The organism is Mycobacterium colombiense, from assembly GCF_003284975.1.
GTDB classification, from domain to species: domain Bacteria; phylum Actinomycetota; class Actinomycetes; order Mycobacteriales; family Mycobacteriaceae; genus Mycobacterium; species Mycobacterium europaeum_A.
Genome location: NZ_QMEU01000004.1, coordinates 21,190 through 46,281, shown reverse-complemented (window position 1 = coordinate 46,281; position 25,092 = coordinate 21,190). Strand labels below are relative to the sequence as shown.

28 protein-coding genes and 1 tRNA gene are annotated in these 25,092 nt (G+C 67.2%); 11 read left to right on the top strand and 18 right to left on the bottom strand.

What is annotated here, in order from left to right; all coding sequences use genetic code 11:
- Window positions 1-9 precede the first annotated feature (9 nt).
- The 3 genes from DQP58_RS02780 to DQP58_RS02770 are packed head-to-tail and all read right to left on the bottom strand — an operon-like array spanning window position 10 to window position 2,854.
- Entirely contained in the window at window positions 10-1,257 is a 1,248-nt protein-coding gene (locus DQP58_RS02780; RefSeq protein ID WP_112706977.1) for a metal-dependent hydrolase family protein, read from the bottom strand.
- Window positions 1,254-1,589 (bottom strand): hypothetical protein, encoded by a 336-nt coding sequence (locus tag DQP58_RS02775; protein WP_205869317.1) that lies wholly within the window; start codon window positions 1,587-1,589, stop codon window positions 1,254-1,256. Before DQP58_RS02775 ends, DQP58_RS02780 begins: the two co-directional genes overlap by 4 nt.
- Window positions 1,586-2,854 carry an aromatic ring-hydroxylating oxygenase subunit alpha gene (locus DQP58_RS02770; RefSeq protein ID WP_112706976.1) on the bottom strand — a complete coding sequence of 423 codons (1,269 nt, stop codon included), beginning with the start codon at window positions 2,852-2,854 and terminating at the stop codon, window positions 1,586-1,588. The genes DQP58_RS02775 and DQP58_RS02770 overlap by 4 nt, the downstream gene beginning before the upstream one ends.
- A gap of 186 nt (window positions 2,855-3,040) precedes the next feature.
- Here DQP58_RS02770 and DQP58_RS02765 point away from each other — a divergent pair, with 186 nt between their 5' ends.
- A complete protein-coding gene (locus DQP58_RS02765) occupies window positions 3,041-4,444 on the top strand; it encodes an aldehyde dehydrogenase (protein ID WP_112706975.1) in 1,404 nt (467 codons plus the stop codon).
- Here DQP58_RS02765 and DQP58_RS02760 read toward each other — a convergent pair.
- Window positions 4,441-4,635 carry a long chain fatty acid-CoA synthetase Faa4p gene (locus DQP58_RS02760; protein WP_112707049.1) on the bottom strand — a complete coding sequence of 65 codons (195 nt, stop codon included), beginning with the start codon at window positions 4,633-4,635 and terminating at the stop codon, window positions 4,441-4,443. The two genes, DQP58_RS02765 and DQP58_RS02760, sit on opposite strands and share 4 nt — an antisense overlap.
- 297 nt (window positions 4,636-4,932) lie before the next feature.
- Between DQP58_RS02760 and DQP58_RS02755 the strand changes: the two genes are divergently transcribed.
- Window positions 4,933-5,148 carry a hypothetical protein gene (locus DQP58_RS02755; protein ID WP_112706974.1) on the top strand — a complete coding sequence of 72 codons (216 nt, stop codon included), beginning with the start codon at window positions 4,933-4,935 and terminating at the stop codon, window positions 5,146-5,148.
- Between the two features lie 20 nt (window positions 5,149-5,168).
- Here DQP58_RS02755 and DQP58_RS02750 read toward each other — a convergent pair whose 3' ends face one another.
- The 5 genes from DQP58_RS02750 to pgm form a co-directional block, all read right to left on the bottom strand.
- Window positions 5,169-7,316, bottom strand: coding sequence for a hypothetical protein (locus tag DQP58_RS02750; protein ID WP_112706973.1), 2,148 nt, complete (start codon window positions 7,314-7,316; stop codon window positions 5,169-5,171).
- Window positions 7,317-7,453: 137 nt separating this feature from the next.
- Window positions 7,454-7,753 (bottom strand): hypothetical protein, encoded by a 300-nt coding sequence (locus DQP58_RS02745; RefSeq protein ID WP_112706972.1) that lies wholly within the window; start codon window positions 7,751-7,753, stop codon window positions 7,454-7,456.
- A gap of 46 nt (window positions 7,754-7,799) precedes the next feature.
- Window positions 7,800-7,875, bottom strand: a tRNA-Ala gene (locus DQP58_RS02740).
- Window positions 7,876-7,930: 55 nt separating this feature from the next.
- Entirely contained in the window at window positions 7,931-9,118 is a 1,188-nt protein-coding gene (locus DQP58_RS02735) for an MFS transporter (RefSeq protein ID WP_240629548.1), read from the bottom strand.
- Between the two features lie 74 nt (window positions 9,119-9,192).
- Window positions 9,193-10,836: a phosphoglucomutase (alpha-D-glucose-1,6-bisphosphate-dependent) gene (pgm, locus tag DQP58_RS02730; protein ID WP_112706970.1), complete on the bottom strand. Its 1,644-nt coding sequence runs from the start codon at window positions 10,834-10,836 to the stop codon at window positions 9,193-9,195.
- A gap of 102 nt (window positions 10,837-10,938) precedes the next feature.
- On the opposite strand from pgm, the gene crcB (DQP58_RS02725) reads away from it, so the two are divergent.
- Both crcB (DQP58_RS02725) and crcB (DQP58_RS02720) read left to right on the top strand, forming a co-directional pair.
- A complete protein-coding gene (gene crcB, locus DQP58_RS02725; protein ID WP_112706969.1) occupies window positions 10,939-11,337 on the top strand; it encodes a fluoride efflux transporter CrcB in 399 nt (132 codons plus the stop codon).
- A complete protein-coding gene (gene crcB / locus DQP58_RS02720; protein WP_112706968.1) occupies window positions 11,334-11,717 on the top strand; it encodes a fluoride efflux transporter CrcB in 384 nt (127 codons plus the stop codon). The genes crcB (DQP58_RS02725) and crcB (DQP58_RS02720) overlap by 4 nt, the downstream gene beginning before the upstream one ends.
- A 7-nt stretch (window positions 11,718-11,724) precedes the next feature.
- On the opposite strand, the gene DQP58_RS02715 is transcribed toward crcB (DQP58_RS02720), so the two are convergent.
- Together DQP58_RS02715 and DQP58_RS02710 are read right to left on the bottom strand one after the other, a co-directional pair.
- The gene (locus DQP58_RS02715; protein WP_112706967.1) at window positions 11,725-12,351 is read right to left on the bottom strand and encodes a GNAT family N-acetyltransferase; all 627 of its coding nucleotides are present in this window, start codon (window positions 12,349-12,351) and stop codon (window positions 11,725-11,727) included.
- A gap of 8 nt (window positions 12,352-12,359) precedes the next feature.
- Window positions 12,360-12,716 carry a DUF488 domain-containing protein gene (locus DQP58_RS02710; RefSeq protein ID WP_112706966.1) on the bottom strand — a complete coding sequence of 119 codons (357 nt, stop codon included), beginning with the start codon at window positions 12,714-12,716 and terminating at the stop codon, window positions 12,360-12,362.
- A gap of 52 nt (window positions 12,717-12,768) precedes the next feature.
- Between DQP58_RS02710 and DQP58_RS02705 the strand changes: the two genes are divergently transcribed.
- Window positions 12,769-14,043: an HNH endonuclease gene (locus DQP58_RS02705; protein ID WP_112706965.1), complete on the top strand. Its 1,275-nt coding sequence runs from the start codon at window positions 12,769-12,771 to the stop codon at window positions 14,041-14,043.
- A gap of 4 nt (window positions 14,044-14,047) precedes the next feature.
- Here DQP58_RS02705 and DQP58_RS02700 read toward each other — a convergent pair whose 3' ends face one another.
- On the bottom strand, window positions 14,048-14,971 hold the full coding sequence (locus DQP58_RS02700; protein WP_112706964.1) for an HpcH/HpaI aldolase/citrate lyase family protein: 924 nt from the start codon (window positions 14,969-14,971) through the stop codon (window positions 14,048-14,050).
- 81 nt (window positions 14,972-15,052) lie between these two features.
- Window positions 15,053-16,015, bottom strand: a complete 963-nt coding sequence (locus tag DQP58_RS02695; RefSeq protein WP_112707048.1) for a ferritin-like domain-containing protein — start codon at window positions 16,013-16,015, stop codon at window positions 15,053-15,055.
- 340 nt (window positions 16,016-16,355) lie between these two features.
- Between DQP58_RS02695 and DQP58_RS02690 the strand changes: the two genes are divergently transcribed.
- The 3 genes from DQP58_RS02690 to DQP58_RS02680 all read left to right on the top strand — a co-directional run bounded on the left by DQP58_RS02690 (window position 16,356) and on the right by DQP58_RS02680 (window position 18,936).
- Window positions 16,356-16,628, top strand: coding sequence for a WGxxGxxG family protein (locus tag DQP58_RS02690; RefSeq protein ID WP_112706963.1), 273 nt, complete (start codon window positions 16,356-16,358; stop codon window positions 16,626-16,628).
- Between the two features lie 236 nt (window positions 16,629-16,864).
- The gene (locus tag DQP58_RS02685) at window positions 16,865-17,431 is read left to right on the top strand and encodes a hemerythrin domain-containing protein (protein ID WP_112706962.1); all 567 of its coding nucleotides are present in this window, start codon (window positions 16,865-16,867) and stop codon (window positions 17,429-17,431) included.
- 29 nt (window positions 17,432-17,460) lie between these two features.
- The gene (locus DQP58_RS02680) at window positions 17,461-18,936 is read left to right on the top strand and encodes a protein adenylyltransferase SelO (RefSeq protein ID WP_112706961.1); all 1,476 of its coding nucleotides are present in this window, start codon (window positions 17,461-17,463) and stop codon (window positions 18,934-18,936) included.
- A gap of 2 nt (window positions 18,937-18,938) precedes the next feature.
- Here DQP58_RS02680 and DQP58_RS02675 read toward each other — a convergent pair whose 3' ends face one another.
- The 5 genes from DQP58_RS02675 to DQP58_RS02655 all read right to left on the bottom strand — a co-directional run bounded on the left by DQP58_RS02675 (window position 18,939) and on the right by DQP58_RS02655 (window position 22,791).
- On the bottom strand, window positions 18,939-19,766 hold the full coding sequence (locus DQP58_RS02675) for an LLM class F420-dependent oxidoreductase (protein WP_112706960.1): 828 nt from the start codon (window positions 19,764-19,766) through the stop codon (window positions 18,939-18,941).
- Window positions 19,767-19,798: 32 nt separating this feature from the next.
- On the bottom strand, window positions 19,799-21,370 hold the full coding sequence (locus tag DQP58_RS02670; RefSeq protein ID WP_112706959.1) for an adenylate/guanylate cyclase domain-containing protein: 1,572 nt from the start codon (window positions 21,368-21,370) through the stop codon (window positions 19,799-19,801).
- A gap of 71 nt (window positions 21,371-21,441) precedes the next feature.
- A complete protein-coding gene (locus DQP58_RS02665) occupies window positions 21,442-21,852 on the bottom strand; it encodes a DUF4267 domain-containing protein (RefSeq protein WP_112706958.1) in 411 nt (136 codons plus the stop codon).
- Between the two features lie 58 nt (window positions 21,853-21,910).
- The gene (locus DQP58_RS02660; RefSeq protein ID WP_112706957.1) at window positions 21,911-22,183 is read right to left on the bottom strand and encodes a hypothetical protein; all 273 of its coding nucleotides are present in this window, start codon (window positions 22,181-22,183) and stop codon (window positions 21,911-21,913) included.
- A gap of 11 nt (window positions 22,184-22,194) precedes the next feature.
- On the bottom strand, window positions 22,195-22,791 hold the full coding sequence (locus DQP58_RS02655; protein WP_112706956.1) for a TetR/AcrR family transcriptional regulator: 597 nt from the start codon (window positions 22,789-22,791) through the stop codon (window positions 22,195-22,197).
- A gap of 96 nt (window positions 22,792-22,887) precedes the next feature.
- Here DQP58_RS02655 and DQP58_RS02650 point away from each other — a divergent pair, with 96 nt between their 5' ends.
- From DQP58_RS02650 to DQP58_RS02640, 3 genes are read left to right on the top strand one after another with little or no spacing between them, the layout of a single operon-like run.
- A complete protein-coding gene (locus DQP58_RS02650; RefSeq protein ID WP_112706955.1) occupies window positions 22,888-23,892 on the top strand; it encodes an oxygenase MpaB family protein in 1,005 nt (334 codons plus the stop codon).
- A 50-nt stretch (window positions 23,893-23,942) separates the two neighbouring features.
- Window positions 23,943-24,440 (top strand): RNA polymerase sigma factor, encoded by a 498-nt coding sequence (locus tag DQP58_RS02645; RefSeq protein ID WP_066879151.1) that lies wholly within the window; start codon window positions 23,943-23,945, stop codon window positions 24,438-24,440.
- Window positions 24,441-24,454: 14 nt separating this feature from the next.
- Window positions 24,455-25,051, top strand: a complete 597-nt coding sequence (locus DQP58_RS02640; protein ID WP_430915684.1) for a methylated-DNA--[protein]-cysteine S-methyltransferase — start codon at window positions 24,455-24,457, stop codon at window positions 25,049-25,051.
- Window positions 25,052-25,092: the final 41 nt, after the last annotated feature.

The following is a 25,092-nucleotide window of genomic DNA, read 5'->3' as shown; positions in this document are numbered from 1 at the left end:
CCGCCTCCGTTATGCCGCCGGGGTCTTGTAGATCTGCCCGTTTTTCATGACAAAGCGAACGTCGAGGGTGGTGGCGATGTCGTCGAAAGGGTTGCCGGGGACGGCGATGATGTCAGCCAGATAGCCGGGCGCCAGCCTGCCCAACTCGTCGTCCGCCTCGATCAGCTCGGCCGCCACCACAGTGGCCGCGTGGATCGCTTGCGCGGGCGTCATGCCCCGTTCGACCAGCGCGCCCAGTTCCTTGGCGTTGTGACCATGCGGGATGGCCGGCGCATCGGTGCCGCAGGCGATCCGCACCCCGGCCTCGATCGCCTTGGGCAGCATCGACTTTGCCCGCGGGAACACCTCGAGCGCCTTCTTGCGAAGCTCGGGTGCGATCCGATCGATGGCCATGGCGTCGGTCAAATACGTGGTCGAGACCAGAAAGGTGCCGTGATCGACCATCATCTGGATGGTCTCGTCACTGGCCAGAAATCCGTGTTCGATGCAGTCGATCCCGGCGCGGATGCACGCTTGAATTGCGCTGTCCCCCACGGCGTGTGCGGCCACCCGCACCCCGGCCCGGTGGGCCTCGTCGGCGATGGCGGCGAACTCGGCATCGGAGTACTGCTGGGCGCCCGGCGCGGTGCTGTGTGACATCACCCCGCCCGAGGCGGACACCTTGATCAGCTTGGCGCCGTGCCGGATTTGGTAACGCACGCAAGCGATCACGTCGGGAACGCCGTTGGCGATGCCTTCGGCGACCGAGAGCGGCATGACCCCGGGGGCCAACCGCTGGAAGACCGTGGGGTCCAGGTGCCCGCCGTACGGGGTGACGGCATGTCCGGCGGGATAGACGCGCGGTCCGATGTGCCAGCCCTGGTCGATGGCGCGCTGCAGCGCCACGTCGAGCAGGTATCCCCCGGTCTTGACCATCAACCCGAGATTGCGCACCGTGGTGAACCCGGCCTCCAGGGTGGTGCGGGCGTTGACCGCGCCGCGCAGCGTGCGATACGCGGGGTCGTCCTGCACGCCATGCATGGGGGACGGCAGGCCCTCGGGACCGCCGGGTCCGCCGATGAGCAGGTTGAGCTCCATGTCCATCAGCCCGGGCAGCAGCGTCACGTCGCCCAGATCAATGACGGTGGCCGAATCCGGAAGCGGCTCTTGGGGATTGATCGCGGTGATGCGTTCGCCGTCGACCACCACCTGCGCCGGCGTGTGGATCTGACCGGTCACGACGTCAGCCCATCGCGCCGCCCGCAGCACGCAGGTCATGGAACGGGCTCGGACACGCAGTCCAGGGTCGAGGCACCCGAATCGGGGACGCGGGGCTGTTTCCAGCACTCCACCGGGAACGACACCATGATCATCGAATACAGCAGATGCATCAGGTTCTGGACGTCGTCGGGCAGGTCGTCGAGAGAGAACTTGTCGCAGAACGCCAGCGCCTCTTCGGCACGCGGGGTGATCGCGTCGTAGAAGGCCTTCATTTCCGTCATGGAGCTGGCCAGCCTCTTGGCGTAGCGTTCCGGTTCGCTGGGCAGGCACCACTCGGCGAACCGTTCGAGGTCGGCGAACTCGGCGGGCAGCATCGACATCGTGTTCACACTCCTGCCGTCGAGGTCCGGCGATAGTCATCGATCCAGGCCGCCGTCTCCTTGTGCAGGTGACGGATCAGGACCTCCTGGTCGCAGAGCAGGAACTCGTCGATCACCTGAGATTCGAGCATCGTCTGCGTCGCCTCCAGGGTGTTGGCGTCCTGCAGCCCATATTCCTTGAACGACACGGCCGCCAATTCCTGAGCGACCCGCTCGCGCGGGGTACGCGGCGCCGGGAAGTACAGCGTTCCTTCGAACAGGTGGCTGTTGTACGCCGTCGGCCAGTAGTGATAGGTCAGATACCAGCCCTGACCCCAGAACAGGATGACGAAGTTGGGGAACAGCTGGAACGAGTCCAGGCCCCACGGGTCGCATTTCGCGGGATTGAGTCCGGCGGGCATCGGCCCGAGATCGGGCTTGTCCCAAGGCCCGAACAGTCCGCTCTGGCAGATGTCCTCGATCGGCTTGCGCATCTCGTCGGCCATTTCCCAGGCCCGCACCCCGGACGTGCTGACCAGCCGGTGCGGCCCGTCCAGCCGGTAGTGCGGGGCCTCAAAACCCGCCTCGGCGGCGGCCTTTGAGTACGCGGTCGGCGACTGGTTCGCATGCAACACCGGGGCGTGATAGAACTCCTGGAACGCGTCCATGTAGAGCTTCCAGTTCGCCTTGACTTCCGAACGGTAGTACCAGCGCGAGGTCATCTTGTCGAAGGGGTAACCCTCCAGCCCGGTGATCATGGGCCCCAAGAACTCTCGCAACGACTGCTCGGGTTTCTGGGCGAAGTTGACGAAGATGAAGCCTTCCCAGACCTCGCAGTGCACCGGCACCAGGCCGTAGCGACTCTTGTCCAGGTTGAAGAACTCCTCCTCCTGCTGCACGAAGGTGAGGTTGCCGTCCAGGTCGTAGCGCCACGCGTGGTATTTGCACGTGAACTGCCGGCACACGCCGCTCGTTTCTTCCTGCGGCATGTCGTTCCACACCAACTTGTTGCCGCGGTGCCGGCACACGTTGTGGTAGGCCTTGATGTCACCGGATGCCGTGCGGACCAGAATGATTGACGTGTTGACGACCTTCAGCTCCCTGGTGAGGTAACTACCCTTACGCGAAAGCTGTTCCACGCGACCGACATTGAGCCAGGCCCGTTTGAAGATGGCCTCGCGCTCCAGCTCGTAGATCTCCGGGCTGATGGAGTCGTGGTACGACACCGGGTCGGTGCCCAGTTCCGGATAGTGCTCGGTCCAGCTGCCCTCCGGCGGTTTGGGGAATCGAGCCATGATCGCTCCTTAAGCAGTCCAATCTCGGCAAAACCTTCGGCGCCCAAGCCGCGTCTCGCAGCACTGTTGCGCGAAACGACCGCCTGCACACCGCTTTCACCGATCCCTGAGAGCTCCGTCACGGCCGACGGTATATCCTCGACCCCATCAATAGCAAGTAGTTGATATTGGCCTCGGGAGGCACGGATGGACCGCAGCATCGTGCAAGTCATCTCACCACATAACGAAGAACCCATCGCCGAGGTCGAGGCGGCGGGATCCGACGGCGTCGACGCCGCGGTCATCGCCGCGCGCGCGGCCTTGACCTCGGCGCCCTGGGGCCACAGCGAGCCGTCGGACCGGATCGCCGCGATCCGGCGCCTGGCCGACATTTACGACGGGCGTCGCGGCGAGATGGCCGACACCATCACCGCCGAGATCGGTGCGCCGATCAGCTTCGCCCAGCGCGCCCAGGTCGGCCTGCCCGCGTTCATGATCCGCGCGTTCTGCGACCTGGCCGAGCGGCATCAGTGGCAGGAGACCCGGACCGGGTTCTTCGGCAGCGACGTGCTGGTCCGCAAGGAGCCCGTCGGCGTGGTCGCCGCGATCGTGCCGTGGAACATGCCCCAGTTCCTCATCATCACCAAGCTGGTGCCCGCGCTGTTGGCCGGCTGCACGGTCGTGCTCAAGCCCGCGCCCGAAAGCCCGTTGGACGCCCTGCTTTTGGCAGAGATGATCGACGAGGCCGGCCTGCCGCCCGGCGTGGTCAGCGTGCTGCCCGGCGATGCGAGCCTCGGCGCCTACCTGGTCGCCCACCGCGGAGTGGACAAGGTGTCGTTCACCGGCTCCACCGCGGCGGGCCGTGCCGTGGCCGCGGCCTGCGCGGCCAACCTCACCAAGGTCAGCCTCGAACTCGGCGGGAAGTCCGCGGCGCTGGTCCTCGACGACGCGGCACCCGACAGGGTCGCCGCCGGCGTGCGATCGGCCAGCCTGTCCAACAGCGGCCAGATCTGCAACGCGCTCACCCGCGTCCTGGTGCCCCAGCAGCGCCATGACGAATACGTCGACGCGCTCGCCGCCGAGATGTCCGGCCTTCGCGTCGGCGATCCCGGCGACCCCAAGACCCAGCTCGGTCCCCTGGTCTCCCGTCGCCAGCAGCAGCGCGTTCGCGACTACATCAACGTCGGTCAGCAGGAGGGGGCGCGGCTGATCGTGGGCGGCGCCGACATGCCCGACGGGCTCGACCGCGGCTGGTACGTCCGGCCCACCCTGTTCGCGGCGGCCGACAACACCATGCGCATCGCGCGGGAGGAGATCTTCGGCCCCGTCATCACCGTCATCCCCTACCGCGACGAGGACCAGGCGGTGGCGATCGCCAACGATTCCGACTACGGCCTGGCCGGATCGGTGTGGGGTAACGACACCGACCGGGCCCTCGCCCTCGCCGCCCGGATCCATACCGGCACCGTCGGCATCAACCAGGGCTACACCATGGACCCGTTTGCGCCCTTCGGCGGCGTCAAAGGCAGCGGCTACGGCCGAGAACTCGGACCCGAAGGCCTCGACGGCTACGTGGACACGAAATCAATCGCCGTCGCCCCGGCCGGCTAGCTGGTCTCGCTGGCGACGTACACGGCGACATAACCGATAGGGATACCGGTCCAGGTCGCGATGCACTCCCGGGCGGCCAGCTCCACGGTGGCCCGGCTGCTGGCGCGGGTGGCCCTGCCGACCTCGGGAATCCGGATCATCCATCCATCCGCGTCGCGAGTGATTTCGATGTCGAAGCACTGGCCGACCATCGGGCACTTCACCCGGGGAGCGACCCGCGTTCGGCGGGCGCCGCGCAACGATTGGCGGCGCAGCAGAGTGGGCTGAACAGGCATGGCTGCTTTCCTGAGTCGCGAACGAATCGCGGGCAAGACTAATCCGCATCGAGGCGAAAACCTAATTGGCGTCTCAGGCGGATAACGACGAATCGCAAGGCCGCCGCGACGTTCCGCGCGGATAACCGCGCGTTCGGCGGCAGGAGGCCTATAGTGTGAGGTAGGCCACATCTGACCGCGGCATGTTGCGGGCGTCACATCGAAGGAGATTTGATGGCTGGCGTGGATCGTCCTCATAAAACCGTCATTGCGCCTCGTACCGGCGCGGCGGTCAATTCACACCGTGTGTTAGTCGCCTTTCTGACCGTCACCGTCTTTATCTGCGCGATCGTGGGCGCCATCGCGGCCGCCATGATGGGGCAAACCACCGCGGCGCTCCTCATCGCGCTGGTGGCCGGGGGATGGTTCTCGGCCGCCGTCTTCTGCTGATCTCAGCCGATCCCGTCTCGCTACGGTGAGCCGCGCTCGTCGCAGCGCGGCAGCCGGCGCAGTGCGCCCGGATTACCCTGCACCCGCAGTCGGCGTCGCCCGCCCTCGCCGATGTCGACGCCAACGGGCAACTCGTGGCCGCCCGCTCCGGCCGGATCGACGAGAAGCTCCAATTCGTCGGCGTCGACGAATAACACGGCGTCATCGTGCGACAGCCGCCACGGGTGGCCGTCGCTGGGCCAGCGGCCACCGACGACGCGAATGCCATCGTCGTCGGCGTCCCGGTTCTCGTCGGCTTCGCGGTCTTCGTCCGCATCCGCCTCGACAGAATCAATCCACAATTTCGCCGGCACCGGACGGAAGTACACCGCGAGGCGTTGGCGATTGAGGTCGACGCCGATCGGCATCCCGATCGGGGGCAGCGATGTGCCCTCGGGCTGGTCGTTCAGCGATTTCTTGACCTGACGAGAACCGAAGCCGGTACCGAACCAGTCGATGGTCAGGACGGTGGTGATGTACTGCGCGATCGCGGCGGTCAACAGACCGCCCGCGCCGGCGGCTCCCACCCCAGCCGCCCCCGCTACCCAGGTCACCGGCAGCGCGAGCAGCCCGACGACAGCCGCCGCTCCCGCGGCCGTGGCCACCTTGCCGGCCGCGGTCAGGCTGAAGTCGGCGTTCACGTCCGGCTCAGCATTCTGCGCGGGCCGCACCCCCACGGTCCGCGGTAGCCGATCGAATCGCTCGCGGACGCGCTTGACCTCGGCCTCGTAGTCCTCGGCGCCGAGGTGGCCGGCGCGCTTCTTTGCACCCGCCAGACTCAGCGTTTCCTCGAGAAGCTCGATGGTGTCCACATCCTTGCGCAACAGCTCGTTGCCCTTCGGGTCGCGGGGGATGTCGCCGAGGCCCATCTCGTAAATCACCTTGAAGGTGGCGTTGAAGTCATAGAGCGTGGTTTCGGCGCTCACGGTGCCGTCGACGACCAACCGGCCGTCCCCGGTTCGCGGCACGATGTCGGCGTCGAGGGCATCCAGGCTTCGGTCTTGGCCGCCGATGCTGATGGTCTTCGGACCCGCCAGCGCGCACGGCGCATCGGGGTCGAAGTCGCCCTCGTCGAGATCGAAACTCTTCATCACGGTGTCACGCACCTGCCGCAAAATGCTCCACCCGGTAGCAGCCAAAGCCGCTCTCTCACAGGGGTTTTCGGCGAGAATGGACGGGGGCAGCTCCTCACCGGGGGGCAAATCGCGCAGCGTCCGCAGCTGTACCACCATGGATTCCTCGGTGGCCTCGCCGGCGGCGAAACGCTGCACCACGGCGTCGAGTTCCTTGACGGTACCGTCGTCTTGCGCCTCGGGGTCGACGTCCACCGGCGTAGGCAGCAGCGTCTGAATCCCGTTGTCGCCCATCGCCTCCAGCTGCGGGCGGACCGCGTCGGCGATTTGGGCGGCCAGCGAGTCGAGTACCCTGGTCCTGGCTTCCTCGTCGGAGAGGCCGGGGTGCTGCAACTTCTCCAGGTTCACCATCAGCTCCCCGGCGATGCTGTGGGTGATCCAGTACGCCTCAGCGTAATCGAGTTCCCAGCTGATCCGGGGATCCTGTCCGGCGAAGACCGTGATCCCGTCCGCGCGGCGTTCGACGTGCGGACCGAACAGCCACCCGGCGTACCGGTCCGGCGACGGGCTGGCGACCAGCGCGGGCGCATCCTGGGCGGTGAAGTTCAGCGCGATCGTCTGTTTACCGGCTTCCAGCTGGTGCGGTTCGAGCTGATCGTGAACCGTCAACCGGCCGAACAACGGAATCTCGTTGTACGCAATCTCGCGCGACTCTCCGGCACGCGGACCATCCGGGATCGTGATCGTGGCCGGGGGCAGCGATACCAGCGGGATGCAGGTGACCGAATCGATGACGATTTTCGAATCGAAAATCACCAGGTCTATCGCGAAGTGCCGCAGCGGGTCGCGGGATTCACCGTCGGCTTCCTCCTGCCACAGCCGCTGACGGGCGTCGAGGATGAACCAGACGCGGTCCAGGGTCAGGTCGAGGGTGGCCGTCGCCGAATAGCCGGCGCCGTCGACGGACTGCGTGTACTTGTCGCCGCTGAACATCTCGGCCGTCTGATCCTGCACGCGTTCGCGATGGATCTCGATGATCGTGTCGGGGCGATGCATGTGAAAACTCCGTCCCTCGGTACCCGTGGTGCCCGATCGGTGGGCTCAAGTCGGTTCGTGCATGCTGTACCCCGAAAAGGGGGTCGCCAAAGCTGTTGCGCTGAAGCGCAATTCGTTCTCATCCTGGCCTGACTCGGCTACGGACGTTCTTCAATCACGCACTGAACGATTCCGTTGGCGAAGCTCGGGTCGAATCCCATGTGCGCCACTCTCTGGGCCTCCGCGGCCGGGGAGACACCGGAATCGAGATCCTGCTCGATGACGCCGACGAGTTGCAGGTTCTGGGGGTCATGGCCCGCGATCGGCTCGGTCATCTTTCCCACGCAGCGGCGATAACCGCTGTAGTCGGCGTGCGCGGACGCGGTGAGCACTGCCGGCCCGACTATCCAGCCCGCAATGGCTACCCCAACGGCGGCGGCGACGTAGATGACACGCACGGTTCGCTGGATACCCAGCTACGAGAACCGATAATCAGCACACAATTGGTGGAGCTAAGGGGACTCGAACCCCTGACCCCCACACTGCCAGTGTGGTGCGCTACCAGCTGCGCCATAGCCCCGAGAAGTCGTGCCCATCGAAGCTACACCACCGGTAACCGTCCATCAAAGTTGCTGCTAGACCGGCTCCACGTCCGCCTCGGAGGCCAGCAGATCGGCCTCGAGATCCGCCGCGGTCCGGGTCTCCGGCGCCACCACCCAGCCGATGGCGGCGATCAGCAGGACGATCCCGCTGATGACGAAACCCCACATGTAGCTGAACTGCTCGGCGGCCCAACCGACCGCCATGGACCCGACGATGGCCCCCAGATCCGACATCATCTGCACCGTCGCCACCGGAAGACCCGCACGCGCCTCGTTGCCCAGGATGTCGGCAACGGCGGCCTGCAACGGTGACATGTAGATCCCCGTCATCGCTCCGACCACGCCCGCCGCCACCATGAAGACCGGCAAGGACAACACGAAGCCCAGCCAGACGGTCGCCGCCCCGGACGTCACCAGGCCAATGATCAACAGGGTGCGCCGCCCCATCCGGTCCGACAGGTAGCCACTGGGGATGACGGCCAACGCGTTTCCACCCGCGAACGCCGCGAGCACCACGCCGATGATGCCGATGCCCCGACCCATCACGTCGGAGATGAACAGTGGCACCAGCGCGACGCGAAGACCGAACGCGGACCAGCCGGTCGCAAAATTCGACAGCAGCGCCGAACGGTACGCGCGCACCCGCAGCGCCTCGCGCAGCGTCACCGTGGCTCGCGTCGGGGGCGGCGGCGCGGCCAGCGCCGAATTCCGCAGGCTGTAGAACAGCACCACCGCGACCGCCAGCATGGCGACGCCGTAGACCACGAACGGAGCGGTCAACCCCCACCCCGCCGCCAGGCCGCCCACCGCCGGGCCGCCGACCGCGCCCACCATGAACGAGGTGGTGAACAGCCCAGCGATCCGGCCGCGAGCGTCGGGCGGGCTGATGTGGATCATCAGGCCCAGCGCCGAGACATAAAACATCGTCGACCCGATGCCGCTGAAAACCCGGCAGAGCATCAACTGCCAGTACGCCTGGGAAAAGGCGCACGCGGCGGTGGACACCGCCACGATCAGCAAACCGCCGATGTAGATCCGCCGCTCGCCCAAGCGTTCGGTGAGCAGCCCACTGATCGGCGCGAAACACAACCTGCTCAATGAAAAGACGGTGACCAATAAAGTCACCGCCTTGATGCTCACCCCGAAAGTGCGCGCAAAGGTCGGCAGCGCCGGCGAGATCACTCCGTAGCCCAGGGCGATCATGATGTTCGCCCAGCTCAGGATCCAGACTTCGCGCGGCAGGCGGCTAGAACGGGATGCACGTCCCCCCGGGCGGGCAAGACGGAGGGAAAAGGTCACCCAATGACTTTATTAACCACCTCGCGCGCGGTTTCCTGCACCTGGGCCAAATGCTGCGGCCCCTTGAAGGATTCCGCGTAAATCTTGTACACGTCCTCGGTGCCCGACGGGCGCGCGGCAAACCACGCATTGGCCGTCGTCACCTTCAATCCGCCCAGCGGTGCGCCATTGCCGGGCGCCGCGGTCAGCTTCGCAGTGATCGGCTCGCCCGCCAATTCGGTCGCAGTCACCTGGTCGGCGGAGAGCTTCGACAGGCGCGCCTTCTGGTCGCGATCCGCGGGGGCGTCGACCCGCGCGTAGTAGGGCGTGCCGTACTCGCCGGCCAGCTGCTGGTAGCGCTGCGACGGATTCAGCCCGGTGACCGCGAGAATCTCGGACGCCAGCAGCGCCAGGATGATGCCGTCCTTGTCGGTGGTCCATACCGAGCCGTCCCGCCGCAGGAACGACGCCCCGGCCGACTCCTCCCCGCCGAAGCCGATGGTCCCCTCGATCAGGCCGTCGACGAACCACTTGAATCCGACCGGCACCTCGATCAGCTTGCGGCCGAGGCCGGCGACCACCCGGTCGATCATGGACGAACTGACGGCGGTCTTGCCGACGGCGATGCCGCCCGGCCACGACGGCCGCCGGGTGTAGAGGTATTCGATGGCCACCGCGAGGTAATGGTTCGGGTTGAGCAGACCCCCATCGGGAGTGACGATGCCGTGGCGGTCGGAGTCCGCGTCGTTGCCGGTGGCGATCTGGTAGCGGTCGGGGTCGCCGGATACCGTTCGGATGAGACCCGCCATCGCGTCCGGCGAGCTGCAATCCATCCGGATCTTGCCGTCGTGGTCGAGCGTCATGAACCGCCAGGTCGCGTCGACCAGCGGATTGACCACGGTCAGGTCCAGGCGATGCCGCTGGGCGATCTCGCCCCAATAGTCCACGCTCGCCCCACCCAGGGGGTCAGCGCCGATGCGCACCCCGGCGTCGCGGATGGCATCGAGGTCGACCACGCCTGCCAGGTCGTCGACATAGTTGCCGAGGTAGTCGTGGCGCTGCACGGCCTGCAGCGCGCGGGCCAGCGGAATGCGCTTGACCCCCGACCCTTCGCGCAGGATCTCGTTGGCGCGCTTGGCGATTGCGTTGGTCGCGTCGGTGTCGGCCGGGCCGCCGTTGGGCGGGTTGTACTTGAAGCCGCCGTCCGCGGGGGGGTTGTGCGACGGGGTGACCACGATACCGTCGGCCAGCGCCTGCGTGCGGCCCCGGTTGTAGGTGAGGATGGCGTGGCTGACCGCAGGCGTGGGCGTGTAGCGGTCGCGGCTGTCCACCATCGCTACCACGTCGTTGGCGGCCAGCACCTCCAGCGCCGACGCCCAGGCCGGCTCGGAAAGCCCGTGCGTGTCCCGGCCGATGAACAGCGGACCCGTCACTCCGTGCGCGGCGCGGTATTCGACGATGGCCTGCGTGATCGCCACGATGTGCGCCTCGTTGAACGCGCCGTTGAGTGCCGAGCCGCGATGGCCCGACGTGCCGAACGCCACCTGCTGGGCGACGTCACCGGGGTCCGGCGCGATCGAGTAATACGCCGTCACCAGGTGGGGCAGATCGACGAGATCTTCGGGCTGGGCCGGCTGACCGGCGCGAGGGTTGGCGACCATGGTTGTCAATTCTGCCCGTGTCCGCGTCCCCCCGGGCTGCGCCGGTCTGGACTTCGGCCATACGCTGCGTAGCGCACCGGCAAACGAAGGGAACCGACGCCAGTGGTTCAACGGGACTATCGCGAATTGGTCGCGGTGTTTGCCGGTGGTGCGCTGGGGTCGGTGGCCCGTGCCGCGCTGAGCGCGCTGGCCGGCGGCGACCCGGCGGGTTGGCCCTGGGCCACGTTCGCGGTCAACATCGTCGGGGCCTTTCTGGTGGGTTACTTCACCACCCGGCTGCTGGAGCGGTTGCCGACGTCAAGCTATCGGCGGCCCCTGCTCGGCACCGGATTGTGCGGCGGTTTAACCACTTTCTCGACGATGCAGGTCGAGACGCTGCGAATGATCGAGCACGGTCATTGGGCGCTGGCCGTCTCTTACACGGTCACCAGCATCGTGCTGGGCCTGCTGGCGGTGCACCTTGCCACCAAGTTGGTGCGCCGGGTCCCGGTGCGCCGATGACGGCCGCCACCGTGCCGACGGCTCTGGTCTGGGTCGGCGTCGCGCTGATCGGCGGCATCGGGTCGGTCCTGCGTTTCGTCGTCGACCGCACGGTGGCGCGGCGGGTGTCTCGGCCGTTTCCGTTCGGCACGCTGGTCGTGAATGTCAGCGGTGCAGCGTTTTTGGGCTTTCTCGGCGGGCTGGCGTTGAACAAGGAGGCGGCCCTGTTGGTGGGGACTGCCTTTGTCGGCGCCTACACCACGTTTTCGACCTGGATGCTGGAAACGCAGCGGCTCGGCGAAGAACGCCAACTCCGCGCGGCACTGGCCAACATCCTCGTCAGCGTCGCGCTGGGCGAGGCGGCGGCCTTCATCGGACAGCAGCTGGCACAGCAGCTTTGATGGCTGTTCAGGCATCGCGCTGACGCGGGACGTCCTCTGGAGTCCGGGGCAGCACGTACAGCGCCATCCGCCGATTCGACATGTCGTGCTCGCCGAGAAATGTGCAACCGCTGCGCTCACAGAACTTGCGCGCCAACACATTGCGGTGGTCGGGATCGAACATGATGCGACGACATTGCGGATCGAGGGTAAGGATGCTGACCACCAGGTAAGGCAGCAGGTAGCTCACGTGACCGCGCTCGATGTAATCCAGATCGGCGACCGCGACGTGCAATCCCAGATCATGCGGGTCATGCTCATACCGTCGGGCGATGGAATCCTTTGCCGCCCTGTATATTTCGATATACGCACGATCGACCCCGTCCAGGGTGGCGATGACGGGACGCGAAAACGCGCCGTCCAATTGCGCCTGCAGATACCGATGCCAGCGCTGCACCGGCCAGTTGGACTCCCAGGCCTGCACCAGATGGGGCCGGCTCATCCACTCCGCGATCATTTCGGCGTCGGCGTCCGGGTCGACAACGCGCAGACCGTAGGGCTCAGGGAGGTCCGGGATGGGCGGCGGCGGGACGCTGCTGATCGCCTCGGGAAGACCGGTCAGTTCCCGCGGGAGGATGGGCTGGACGTCACTCATCACTGGACTCAGCGCGGCGTGAGCAGCTTGGCCAGGACGGCGGCCTGGCTGATGTCGACGTCGCGGGTCGCCGTCACCAGCGTGACCGGACCGTGCTTGGCGAGCTCGCGCAGCTCGTCCAGGGCGCCGCTGTCGCGCAGCTCGCTCTTGTAGCGTGCCGCGAATTCGTCGAACCGGCCCGAATCGTGGTGGTACCACTCCCGGAGGTCCTTCGACGGGGCGACGTCCTTGCACCAAATGCCCACTCGCGGATCGTCTTTGCGTACCCCTCGTGGCCAGACGCGGTCGACCAGCACGCGCTGGCCCTCGTCGGGGCCGACGTCGTCGTAGACCCGCGCCACCTGGATACGCCTTCTGGCGCTCATCCGTTCAGCGTAGCGATGGGCGCTTGTCGGTGGGCCGTTTATAATCGAATGTATGTTCGAATTCTTGGCCGAGGTCGACCCGGCAGCCGACGAGTCGGCGCTGATCGAGCGCATCGCCGAGCTGGAGACGCTCAAAAGCGCCGCCGCCGCGGGCCAGGCCCGCGCAGCCGCGGCCCTGGACGCGACGCGTCGGGCCACCGAGGCGGCCGCCGGGGTGCCCGCGGCGCGCCGCGGACGCGGCGTGGCCGGCGAGGTCGCTCTGGCGCGACGGGACGCACCCGCGCGGGGCGGCCGGCATCTGGGCTTCGCCAAGGCTCTGGTGTACGAGATGCCGCACACCCTGGCGGCGCTGGAATGTGGCGTCTTGTCCGAGTGGCGGGCCACGCTGATCGTGCGGGAAAGCGCATGCCTCGACGTCGAGGACCGCCGCACCCTGGACGCGGAGATGTGCGCCGACCCGACCAGGCTGACCGGCATGGGCGATGCGCGCGTGGCCGCGACCGCGAAGGCGATCGCCTACCGGCTCGATCCGCACGCCGTCGTCGAGCGGGCGGCCAAGGCGGAGAACGACCGGACGGTCACCATTCGGCCGGCGCCCGACACGATGACCTATCTCACCGCGTTACTGCCGGTGGCCCAAGGGGTTTCGGTTTATGCGGCGCTGCGCCGCGAAGCGGATACCCGCGGCGACGGGCGGTCGCGCGGGCAGGTGATGGCGGACACGCTGGTGGAAAGGATCACCGGGCGCAGCGCGACGGTCCCGACCCCGATCGCGGTCAACCTGGTGCTGTCCGACGAAACGCTGCTCGGCGGCGGCAATGCGCCGGCCGACGTCTGCGGCTACGGACCCATTCCCGCCACGGTCGCGCGGGGCATGGTCGCACAGGCCGCCACCGACGACCGCTCACGAGCGACTCTGCGCAGGCTCTACACGCATCCCCGAGCGGGGGCACTGGTGGCCATGGAATCACGGGCACGACTTTTCCCGCGCGCCCTCGCCGCATTCGTCGGGCTGCGCGATCAACGCTGCCGCACTCCCTACTGCGACGCGCCGATCCGGCACCGCGACCACGCGCAGCCGTGGGTCGACGGCGGCCTCACGACCGCAGACAACGGCCTGGGCCTGTGCGAGCGCTGCAACTACGTCAAGGAGAACGCGGGGTGGGCGGTCAGCGCCGGTGTTGACGAAAACCACACGCATACCGCGTTTTTCACGACTCCTACCGGCAAAACCTACCGGTCGACGGCTCCGCCGCGCGGGCCCACGATCACCGTCAGCAGGCTGGAGATCCGCGTCGGTGTCGCGCTCGCGCGACACGCCGCCTAACGCTTCAGTAGTGATAGGTGTCCGACGGCGCGGGTGAATGGTCGCGTTCTTCGTCGTCGAATTCCGACGATTCGATGCCGTACGCCCGGGCGAGCTCGAGAATCTTGGTCGCCCGGGCGATGCGCGGCAGGTCGGAACCGTTGCGGATCTCTCCCCCGTCACGCTCGAACTCAGCGAAAAACTCTTTAGCCCACGAGATTTCGTCGTGCGAGGGTGACAGGCCCTCGTTCACCACGGCGCATTGGTCCGGGGTCAGGCAGATCTTGCCGGTCATCCCGAATTCCACGGAAACGGCCGTGGCCTCGATCAACTTCAAAGCATTGGAACCGATCGTGGGCCCGTCGATGGCGCTGGGCAGGCTGGCCGCCTTGGCCGCGATCGTGAATCGCGACCGGGCATACGCCAACGTGCCCGGGTCTTCCCCGAAACCGGTGTCACGGCGGAAATCGCCGATGCCGAAGGCGAGCCGGAAAGTGCCCTTCGCCGCAGCGATCTCCGTGATGCGCTCCAGGCCGCGGGCCGTTTCCACCAGCGCGACGATCGGCACGTTGGGCAACCGTTGCGCGGTCTCGGTGACGTGGTCCACCGACTCGACCATCGCCAGCATCACGCCGCCGACCGGAGTGGTAGCCAGGGCGGCGAGGTCGTCCGCCCACCACGGGGTGCCAAAACCGTTGATGCGGACCCAGTCGGTGTTCCCGGCGTTAAGCCAACGCACCACGTTCTCACGGGCGGCGTGCTTGTCCTTGGGGGCCACGGCGTCCTCGATGTCGAGCACGACGATGTCGGCGCGCGAGTGCGCCGCGGCCTGAAACCGGTCGTCGTGCGCACCGTTGACCAGCAGCCAACTCCGGGCCAGAACGGGGTCGATGCGGAAACCGATGACGTCGTCGGACTCCGGCGCGCTGCTGTTGACCTGCTCGTACATTCCCCAACCGTAGCGATATCGCATACGGCTCGGCCGCCCGACCGAGTGAGAGCTCGGGCCGGGCGGCCGCGCCTGTGCGAACTAATTGATGCCGACGACCTCTTGCGCGATCGCGGCGATACGCGTTTGGGCAGCTGAGACGACCCGCTGGCGATTCTTGTTCGCCTCCTCGTAGGCGATGATTGCCCGAACGTCACTCGCGCTGGTGAGCTCCTTGACCGCGGCCGCCGCCTCGTTGACGTTGAGCTCGTCGTAGTCGGCGATGGGCAGCTCATCGGCGTCGAGGACACCCACTGCGGCGCGGGCCGAATGCAATGCGTCTGCGGTCTGCCGGGCCCCCTCGTTGCGAGTGACCTTTTCGGCCGCCTCGAGCGCGGCGTTGCGCGACGCGGCGAGCGCTTTCGTCGCCACATCACCGGCGTGGGCGCCCCTGCCCACCAGGTCGTTGATCGCCGGCCGCGCGGAACGCAGCGCGTCGGCGGCGCGATCGATTCCGCGGGTCGACCATTCCACGGGCAGGTTGAACAGTTTCACCGCGGTACCGGTCGCCGCCTGCAACGGCGTGCGTCGCAGCGCGGCCGGGCCGCCGAGGGCGTCCTCGGCAAGCACGGTCGTCAGCCAGGCGACGGTGGCCGAGTGCGCCGTGATCAGTCGCGTCGCCAGGCTTTCGATGTCGGGGAGTTCGGCGGCGACGGCCAGCGCCTTGAGGTAGCGAGAACGGTCCAGCAGCTGGTTTTCCAGCGCCAGATCGCCCAAAAGCGCCTCGTCGAACGGTTGGGCCTGCTCGGTCAAGGCCTTGACCGCCGCAGCGGCGCGGCCCAGGAAGGGACCGACCACGTCGGGGACGCCGCCGAGGTCCCGGATCGCCTTTTCGATGGCCTCCGACCGCTCACGCCCATTCGAAGCGTTCTGCGTCAGTTCGCGTTGGACCGCCTCGGTGCGTGCCTGCGCGATGCGGGTTTCGGCGACCTGAATTTCGGTGTTGGTCAGCTGGTGCAGTGCGCGCAGCTGCGCCAGCACTGTGGTCTTGTCCGATGAAGTCATGAAGATTTCGCCTCCTGCGTTGATTGCTTGGATCGGCACGAGAGCGCCTTGTTTCTGCGGCTACCCATTCGCCGGGGGCGCTCAACATCGGCGGCGGACGTGTGACACATCTCGCTTTTTTGGTTGACGTCCGACCGGCCCGCCAGTCGCTGCGACGGTGGCCAGCAAACGAAAGAAGTCCTGCGCCGGGTTTCGGCGCGGTTGGCCGGGGTAGACCATCCCTCGCTGCGTTGCGGCCATTGGTCGTGCGTCGCGTCATGCGGAGACTAGAGCATCCTGGTCCCGAAATGCATGTTGGTCAGCCTTTTCGGCTCGATCAGCAAACTCACTAGGAGTAGAAATGCGTAAGACCATTGCAATCGTTTCCGCCACCGGGGCGCTGTTGTTCGGTGGCGCGGGTGTCGCCAACGCCTCCAGTGCTCCGGCGCCCTCGGCTACCACGACGACGTTGGCGGACAGCAACAACAACAACGACCAGCACAGCGACAAGACCGGGCTGTGGGGCCTGGTTGGTCTCCTGGGCCTGGGCGGACTCGCCGGACTGATGCGCCGTAAGGACACGCCCGCCGGCACCGGCGTCGGGCCGGCCACCACCCGCGACCGCGGCGTCTGACCACACGCGCTCCCTAGATCCCCGTCGGACGCCCGCGCGGCTGACGGGGATCTGGGGACCCGCACACTGGCGTCCAAACGACCCGTGCCGCAAGCTAATTCAGCTGACGGCCGAGCGCCGGTGCCCGTCGCGCACGGTGAGGCGCCGTTTGGCGGTTTGTGCAGCGGGTATGCCCTCGATCAAGCCGCACACAGCCCAACGTGCGTTTCCCATTCTCCAGCACAGGAGGTACGACGATGGCCGAGATGATCATTCAGTCACCCGACGAAGTCGTCGCGTTCCTGAAAGCCCAGCACAACCTCATCGAGGACATGTTCGATCAGGTGCTGCACGCCACGGACCCGAAGGCTCGTGAAGAGCCGTTTGCCACCTTGCGCCAGTTGCTGGCCGTCCACGAAACGGCCGAGGAAATGGTCGTGCATCCGCGGGTGCGGCGGGAGGACGACGCCGGCGACGCCATCGTCGATGCCCGTCTCAAAGAAGAGCACGAAGCCAAGGAGCTGCTCTCGCAAGTGGAGAAGCTCGATATCACCTCCCAGGAATTCATCGACGAACTCCGCAAGCTGCGCGAGGCCGTACTCGAGCACGCCCGGCAGGAGGAGAACGACGAATTCCCCGTGCTGGAACGCGAAGTGGACCCCGACGATCTCAAGCGGATGGGCGCGGCGGTCCGCGCGGCCGAGGCCATCGCCCCGACGCGTCCGCACCCCGGCGTGGAGTCGGCGAAGCTCAACTTCGCGCTCGGGCCGTTCGCGTCCATGCTCGACCGCGCCCGTGACCTGATCGGGAAAGCGCTCGGATAGCGCACCCGGGTTTCCGTAGGCTCGATGAGATGAGCGTTGCCCCGGATACCACCGTCGCCCTTCAGGATCGGTTCTTACGCGAGCTGCCGGAGATGGCGGTCCGCTGGCAGGCAGAGACGTTCCCCGAGCTGCGGCTGCTGGTGCTCAATGAGCCGCTCGCCGCGGCGCTGGGCCTCGACGCCGGCTGGCTGCGCGGTCCGGAAGGGCTGCGCTTTATGGTGGGCAACCTGGTGGCCGACGGCGCCACTCCGGTAGCCCAGGCCTACGCCGGGCATCAGTTCGGCGGCTTTGTTCCGCGGTTGGGCGACGGGCGTGCGCTGTTGCTCGGCGAATTGTTCGACCGCGACGGACGGCTGCGCGATGTCCACCTCAAGGGCTCCGGTGCCACCCCGTTCGCTCGTGGCGGTGACGGGCTGGCCGCGGTGGGGCCGATGCTGCGCGAATACATCGTCAGCGAGGCGATGCATGCGCTCGGCGTGCCGACGACGCGGTCGTTGGCGGTGGTGGCTACCGGGCGTCCGGTCCATCGCGAAGAGACGCTGCCGGGGGCGGTGCTCACCCGGGTGGCAAGCAGCCATCTGCGCGTCGGCAGCTTCCAATTCGCCGCGTCCACCGGCAATTACGACCTGCTGCGCCGCCTCGCCGACCATGCGATCGCCCGCCACCACCCCGCTGCCGCCGAGGCCGAGAATCCCTACCTCGCCCTGTTCGAAGCCGTGGTCGCCGTCCAGGCATCGCTGATCGCCCAATGGATGCTGATCGGGTTCGTCCACGGGGTGATGAACACCGACAACACGACCATCTCCGGCGAAACGATCGACTACGGACCGTGCGCCTTCATGGAGGCCTACGACCCCGATACAGTCTTCAGTTCGATCGACTTCTGGGGCCGCTATGCCTACGGCAATCAACCCGTGATCGCCGGATGGAACCTCGCCCGGTTCGCCGAGACGCTGCTGCCACTGTTCTCGGACAACACCGAGCAGGCGATCGCGCTCGCCGAGCGGTCGTTCGGGATCTTCCAAACCCGCTACGACGCGGTGTGGTCCTCCGGGATGCGCGCCAAGCTCGGCTTGCCCGCCGCCATCGACGCCGAATTCGCCACGGTCTTGGTGGAGGAATTGCTCCTGCTGCTCAAGCAGAATCACGTCGACTACACCTCGTTCTTCCGCCGGCTCAGTGACGCCGCGCGCACAGACGCCAAGTCGGGCGCCGAACCCGTCCGCGGGTTGTTCGCCGACCTCGCCGGTTTCGACGCCTGGCTGACGCGGTGGCGGGCGCTGGGTCCCGACGCCGATGCGATGGATCGCACGAACCCGATCTACATTCCGCGCAACCACCTGGTCGAGGAGGCGCTGGCCGCCGCGACGGCCGGCGAGCTCGGCCCGTTGGAACAACTGCTCGCAGCGGTGACGCAGCCCTATGCCGAACGGCCGGGTCTGGAACGCTACGCCACCCCGGCCCCCGAGGACTTCGGAAAGTACCAAACCTTTTGCGGGACTTGAGTTTACGATAACCTGGCGAGCTCGGCCTGCAGCCCGTCCAGGCGTTGCAGCGTCTGATCGCGAGGCTCCGTCGGCAGGTCCACCAACAGGTGTGTCAATCCCAGATCGAGATAAGCCTCAAGGTTCTTCGCCGTCGCTTCGCCACCATGGAAGTGGATCACCGACACGTCCTGGCCGGCCACCTCGCGCAGCTGCTCGAGCGGAGCCGACAGCTCCTTCGCCGATGGTGTCATCGACAGCCACCCGGCGTTCAGCCGCGCGATGCGCTTGAAGCCCGCCGGCCCTCCGCCAAGATAAAGCGGCGGATAGGGCCGCTGCACCGGCTTGGGCCAGCTGTAGATCGGGTCGAAGTTCACGAATTCGCCGTGGAATTCCGCCTTTTCGTGTGTCCAGATCTCCATCATCGCTTCGAGCCGCTCGTCCACCACACGTCCGCGGACCGCGGGATCCACACCGTGATTGGCGATTTCCTCACGCAACCAGCCGACGCCCACACCGAACCGAAACCGGCCCTGCGACACCAGATCGAGCGATGCCACCTCTTTGGCCGCGTGGATCGGGTCGCGCTGGGGCACCAGCGCGATGCCGGTGCCCACAACGAGTCGTTCGGTGGCGACCGCCGCGGCGGTCAGCGCCACGAACGGATCCAGCGTGCGGTAGTACTTCGGCGGGATCGGCCCACCGCTCGGGTACGGGGTCTTCGCGTCGACCGGGATGTGCGAATGCTCGGCGAGGAAGAGCGATTCAAACCCACGCTGCTCGAGCGCCTTGCCCAGATCGACGGGACCAATGCCGTCGTCGGTAACGAAAGTCAGCACACCGAAACCCATGAGGCTTAGTCAACCGCATCGTCGCGCGGCTGTCAGCGCGACGTCGTTCCGGCGGCCAGTTGGCCGCCGTCGGTGATCGGGGCCAGACGCGCCATTCCGCGCAGGATCCAGGGGGTGCGCCGGGCCAGCACCGCCACCGCCCGGTCCGATCGGCGCATCGTGGTCCGTGGGCCGGGCGTGGGTGCCGCGGCCAACTGCGCTTCCCGCGACGCTATGCCGGTGCCGTGGCGGTCGACGGCGACCAGCTCCCACTCGCCCGGTACACCGCGCAACTCGACGACACCGCGCTCCCGGAAACCGATCCCGGAGCCGACCACCAGGTCACGAACCGTGCGCGACACCAGGATTTCCCCACCACCGGCTTGACCGAGGATCCGGGCCGCGATGTGCACGGCGATGCCACCGATGTCGGTATCCATGAGTTCGCACTCGCCAGTGTGGATGCCGATGCGAATCTCGACGCCCAGTCTCTCGACACCGTCGCGCAGGTTCTCGGCGCAGCGGATGCCCTGGGTGGGCGCGTCGAACGTGATGAGGAAGCCGTCGCCGGTGCTCTTGACCACGGTGCCGCCGTATCGTCGCGCGGCCTCTGCGGTGATCTCGCCGAAGCGCTGCAGGATCGCGCGCCATCGCTCGTCGCCGGTCGCCGCCGCGCGTTCGGTCGAGGAAACGATGTCGGTGAACAGCACGGTGCGCAGGGCGCGATTCGACGGCGGCGGAGTGGCGTGGCTGCCGGTGAGAAGCTCCTCGATCTCGGTGGCGATCTTGTCGGGATCGGTGAACCACGGCGCGTGGTCGGTGCCGTCGAGTTCGACCATCCGCGCGTTGGGAATGTGTGCGGTGAGGTACCGTCCCGCCTGCACCGGGACGCCGGGGTCCCGGGTGGCGTGCACGACCAAGGTGGGCATGGTCAGCGTCGGCAAGATCGGCCGCACATCGATCTGGAACGCCGCTTCAAGTGTGGCCCGCGCCATTCCGGGGCTCGCGCACATCCGCTCCAGCATTCCCAGTTGCCGAGAGGACCGGACGGAGGGCAGCAGGCATTTGAGGGCCTCGCCACTTCCCCACGCCGACAAGACAGCCCGGCCGAAACGCTGAAAGCCGCTGATCTGTTCTTCGGACGGGGTGTACTCCTCGCCGAGCTCGGCTATGCAGCGTGCCCGCAACTCCGCCGGATCAAGATCGAGGTCGTCCCATCCCTGGCTGGGAAGGTATGCCGCCGTGCCGGTGAGGATCAGCGCCCTGGTCCGTTCCGGTCGCGTCGCGGCGAACAACATGGCGGCCGGGCCGCCCTCGCTCACGCCCAGCAGGGCGGCCCGCTGGAATCCCGCGGCGTCCATGACGGCCTCGATCTCGGTGGCCCGATCGTCCAGGGTGCGCACTTGTGGCACCGGGTCCGACAATCCGACGCCCGCCTTATCGAAGAGGATGACTCGGCAGAACGTCGCCAGCCGCTCCATGAAGGCCTGGAACTCCGGCATCGCCCAGTACAGCTCGACGTGGCTGGCGAACGAGCCAGCGAAGACAAGGTCGATCGGCCCGTCACCAAACACCGGGTACGCGAGGCTGAGGTCACCGCAGTTTGCATACGCCGTCTCCGGCACGCACCGAGCGTACCGAGTGCATTGCGTTCTAGGGCAGCAAAAGATTAATGATTCGCCCGGGGTGTGTCAGCTCATGGCGCTGGTTGTTCGGTCACCGCGCGGCGGGCCGGACGGCGGCTCGGGCGCACCGCGCCCCAGAGGCCGGCGGCGACGCCGACGGCGGCGCCGCCCAGGCCGATGATCTGCTGGGAGGGCTTCAGCTCGCCGTGCACGCTCAGTCCGCCGACCAGGTCGGCCACGTCGGCACCGGCGGAGGCCAGAAACCAGCCGCGCGTGTTCTTACCGCGCAGCGCCGCCGCGGCGAGCAGCACACCGATCAACACGTCGCGATAACCCATCGAGCGCAACAACAATTGCGCGGTTGGCGTCGGCTCTTCCGGGTCACCCCATAGCTTGTTCGCCCGTAAGGGATCGACGAGGAATGAAACGCCAGAGGCGAGGCGGATGGTGCCCGCGAGGAGGCCGAACCGGTCGATTGACATGTTCACAGAGCCTAGGAGCAAACCGTCCCGTCATGCACGCATTCCATCCGCACGTCGCTCATGGCGCGGGGCAGGAATCGGCGATCTGCAACGACGCCGGCCACAGCACCGTGGCCGCCCCGAAGGCTATGGCGTCCGCGCCGGTGGGCGACACGGCTTCGATCCGTGCCTGGATTCGCTGGGTCTGCTCGGGGTGAAAGACGGTCCACGCGAACCCAATACACAAATACGGAATGGTCAGCCACACCGCCAACTCGATCAGCGCGCCGACGCTGATCTTGTGCCCGAGGATGCGCCGGACCGGGACCATCGCATGATCGATTCCGCCCATGAGACTCCCAGCTACCGCAGCACCAGTTTGAGAGCGTAGTCGACGACGGCGTCGAGATCACTGCCCAGATGCCCGGCGAGCCACTGCTGAGCAAGCTCGGCCATGGCACCCGTGTACAGGGCGGCGGCCACCTCCGCGGCCACCGGATCGGAATCCGGATTGAGCCGCCAGCCCTCGGTCAGCACGCCCTCGCGCAGCATGTCCTGCGTCGCGCGCCGGCGCGCGGCCAGCACGGGATTCGTGCGGGCATCGGTGAACAACACGCGACCGCGCCGCGGATCGGCCGACGAGAAGTCCAGCACCGCCGCGATACCGGCGCGGGTTCGGGCCCTCAACGAGTCCCCCGCCTCCTCGATGGCGGCCGCGATCACCTCGGTCAGTTGCTCGCTCACCCGGTCGTAGACCGCCCCGAGCAGATCGTCGGTATCGCCGAAGCTTTCGTAGAAGTACCGCGTGTTCAGCCCGCATTCTCGGCACACCGAGCGCACCGAGACGGCGGCCTCGCCCCCGCTGCCGAACAGGCGATAGGCGGCCTCGACCAGCAGCGCACGACGCTCGGCGCGGCGGTCCTTGAGCGGTATACCGGCCCACCGGGTGGGACTCGACATCCCTACAGCCTAAGTCGAGAGGGCCCGGGTCTTGTCACACCTGTAGCCAAATCTTATTCTGGTTACAGTCGTGACCAGAATGTCGAGGAGCGCGCCGTGTTTCTGCCACACCAGATCGTCGGGCAGCTGATCAACAAAAAGCTGGACGACAACATGCGGCGGTACTTCTTCCGTGGCATGGAGTTCGCCGCACCCGTCGGCGATCCGGGCTGGTTCGGTCCCGACAGCGCCGTGTGGCGGGTGCATTCGCACCTGCCCGCCCTGATCTTCGGCCTGCAATGCGCCGCCTTCATGGAGACCCTGGACCCGTCGATCTATTGGATGGGGATGCATCACTCGCGGCTGATCAAGCGGGACAACAACGGCAACCCGATTTCGCATGTGCCCCAGATCGATCCAGAAGGCGCCGCGACGCGCCTCGGCCACTCGGTGGCCTTCTTCATCGGCACGGCATACGGGTCGACGGAAACCGCTGAGCGACTGGCGAAATCGGTGCGCGCGATGCACCACACCATCAAGGGCACACGCCCCGACGGCGCCCGTTACGACGCCGACGACCCCGAATGGCTGCGGTGGAACTATGCGACGGTGGTCTGGGGCCTGGCCACCGCACACGAGCTTTATCACCCAATGCCCTTGCGCGGCAAGCAGCTCGACCGATACTACGGAGAGTTCGTCCGGGTCGGACACGCCCTGGGCGGCACCGATCTGCCGACCACCAAGGCCGAAACGCTCGAGTGCCTGGAGTCCTACTTGCCGAAACTGGCTGTCACACATGGCAAAGCGATGGGTACCGGCCCCAACGTTCCCATGCCGCAGGCAGCCGTCGACTGGGCCATCCGTGACACCATGCCGAAGTGGGCCAAGCAGCTGCTGCAGCACCGCGACTGCAACATCATCGAGCGCACCGCCCGTCGCACCGCGGTGTGGTCGATCATCAACGGGATCAACGCCGCATCCGGCCCGGCCCCGGAGTTTCGGCAGGCCCAGGCCAGGGTCAAGGGCGGCACCACCGTCCCACACACCCTGCCGACCTACGTCCTGGGCAGCGACCAGGTTCGCAGCCGCTCTGAGGTGGAACGCAGCTTCCAGTCGGTGTAGCCCACACCAAGGGCATCTCACAAAGCTCCCGGCCCCAGCGTCTACACAGCGTGACAGCCAAACGCCCCTTCGAGGCGGTGGTGGTCGACCACGGTCCCGCGGTGTTGCGGGTGTGCCGTGCCATCGTGGGGCCGGTCGACGCCGACGACGCCTGGTCGGAGACGTTCTTATCCGCGTTGCGCAGCTACCCGGACCTGCCCGCCGACGCCAACGTCGAGGCCTGGCTGGTCACCATCGCGCACCGCAAAGCCATCGACGTCACCCGGGCCCGGGCGCGGCGCGCGGTGCCCACCGATCAGGTTCCCGAGACCGCCGGCCCGGCGGACCCCGGCAGGGACGACGACCTCGCCGACGCGCTGGACAGGCTGCCGGCCAAGCAGAAGCAGGCCGTGGCCTACCACTATTTGGCCGGCCTGCCCTACGCCGAGATCGCCGCCATCCTCGGCGGCAGCCCCGACGCCGCCCGGCGCGCCGCCGCCGACGGCATCGCCACCCTCAGGCGCACGTACCCCGGCATCGCCACCACCGGGACAGGAGAACACCGATGAGCAATGAACAAGTGATGGCCCACGAGTTGGCGCGGATCACCGACGCCACCGCCGGCGATCTCGACGCGCTGCACGCCCGGCTAGCCGCGTCCGCCGAACACGAAGGCATCCTCGACATCGCCTACCGTGTCGTCGACAGCCCGGTCGGCGCCCTGCTCATCGCGGCTACCGAGCACGGCCTGGTCCGCGTCGCCTACGCCAGCGAGGGCCACGACGCCGTCCTGCAGAGCCTCGCCGACAGGATTAGCCCACGCATCCTGCTCGCGCCGGCCCGTCTCGACACGGCCGCGCGGCAACTCGACGAGTATTTCGCCGCCAGGCGCCAAGAATTCAGTGTGCCGCTGGACTGGCGGCTCTCGGCCGGTTTCCGCAACACGGTGCTTCGCCATCTGCCCGAGATCGGCTACGGCGACACCGCGAGCTACGCCGCGGTGGCCAGGCTGGCGGGCAACCCCAACGCCGTTCGCGCCGTCGGCAGTGCCTGTGCCAACAACCCGCTACCGGTCGTGGTGCCCTGCCACCGCGTGGTGCGCAGCGACGGCGCGCTGGGCGGCTATCTCGGTGGCGCGGAAGCCAAACGCATCCTGCTCACCCTCGAGGCCGCAGCGTAGGGGCGAAACCCGTTGCTGCATAACGTGATAGCGGCGGCGCA

What these genes read in the sequence shown, in the direction of transcription:
- DQP58_RS02710 (WP_112706966.1), bottom strand. Translation starts at nt 12,716, where the DNA reads ATGAGCGCCAGAAGGCGTATCCAGGTGGCGCGGGTCTACGACGACGTC.
- DQP58_RS02655 (WP_112706956.1), bottom strand. Translation starts at nt 22,791, where the DNA reads ATGTCGAGTCCCACCCGGTGGGCCGGTATACCGCTCAAGGACCGCCGC.
- crcB (WP_112706968.1), top strand. Translation starts at nt 11,334, where the DNA reads ATGACGGCCGCCACCGTGCCGACGGCTCTGGTCTGGGTCGGCGTCGCG.
- DQP58_RS02780 (WP_112706977.1), bottom strand. Translation starts at nt 1,257, where the DNA reads ATGACCTGCGTGCTGCGGGCGGCGCGATGGGCTGACGTCGTGACCGGT.
- DQP58_RS02665 (WP_112706958.1), bottom strand. Translation starts at nt 21,852, where the DNA reads ATGTCAATCGACCGGTTCGGCCTCCTCGCGGGCACCATCCGCCTCGCC.
- DQP58_RS02770 (WP_112706976.1), bottom strand. Translation starts at nt 2,854, where the DNA reads ATGGCTCGATTCCCCAAACCGCCGGAGGGCAGCTGGACCGAGCACTAT.
- DQP58_RS02755 (WP_112706974.1), top strand. Translation starts at nt 4,933, where the DNA reads ATGGCTGGCGTGGATCGTCCTCATAAAACCGTCATTGCGCCTCGTACC.
- DQP58_RS02705 (WP_112706965.1), top strand. Translation starts at nt 12,769, where the DNA reads ATGTTCGAATTCTTGGCCGAGGTCGACCCGGCAGCCGACGAGTCGGCG.
- DQP58_RS02750 (WP_112706973.1), bottom strand. Translation starts at nt 7,316, where the DNA reads ATGCATCGCCCCGACACGATCATCGAGATCCATCGCGAACGCGTGCAG.
- DQP58_RS02685 (WP_112706962.1), top strand. Translation starts at nt 16,865, where the DNA reads ATGGCCGAGATGATCATTCAGTCACCCGACGAAGTCGTCGCGTTCCTG.
- DQP58_RS02695 (WP_112707048.1), bottom strand. Translation starts at nt 16,015, where the DNA reads ATGACTTCATCGGACAAGACCACAGTGCTGGCGCAGCTGCGCGCACTG.
- DQP58_RS02680 (WP_112706961.1), top strand. Translation starts at nt 17,461, where the DNA reads ATGAGCGTTGCCCCGGATACCACCGTCGCCCTTCAGGATCGGTTCTTA.
- DQP58_RS02715 (WP_112706967.1), bottom strand. Translation starts at nt 12,351, where the DNA reads ATGAGTGACGTCCAGCCCATCCTCCCGCGGGAACTGACCGGTCTTCCC.
- DQP58_RS02640 (WP_430915684.1), top strand. Translation starts at nt 24,455, where the DNA reads ATGGCCCACGAGTTGGCGCGGATCACCGACGCCACCGCCGGCGATCTC.
- DQP58_RS02675 (WP_112706960.1), bottom strand. Translation starts at nt 19,766, where the DNA reads ATGGGTTTCGGTGTGCTGACTTTCGTTACCGACGACGGCATTGGTCCC.
- pgm (WP_112706970.1), bottom strand. Translation starts at nt 10,836, where the DNA reads ATGGTCGCCAACCCTCGCGCCGGTCAGCCGGCCCAGCCCGAAGATCTC.
- DQP58_RS02760 (WP_112707049.1), bottom strand. Translation starts at nt 4,635, where the DNA reads ATGGTCGGCCAGTGCTTCGACATCGAAATCACTCGCGACGCGGATGGA.
- DQP58_RS02765 (WP_112706975.1), top strand. Translation starts at nt 3,041, where the DNA reads ATGGACCGCAGCATCGTGCAAGTCATCTCACCACATAACGAAGAACCC.
- DQP58_RS02690 (WP_112706963.1), top strand. Translation starts at nt 16,356, where the DNA reads ATGCGTAAGACCATTGCAATCGTTTCCGCCACCGGGGCGCTGTTGTTC.
- DQP58_RS02660 (WP_112706957.1), bottom strand. Translation starts at nt 22,183, where the DNA reads ATGGGCGGAATCGATCATGCGATGGTCCCGGTCCGGCGCATCCTCGGG.
- DQP58_RS02700 (WP_112706964.1), bottom strand. Translation starts at nt 14,971, where the DNA reads ATGTACGAGCAGGTCAACAGCAGCGCGCCGGAGTCCGACGACGTCATC.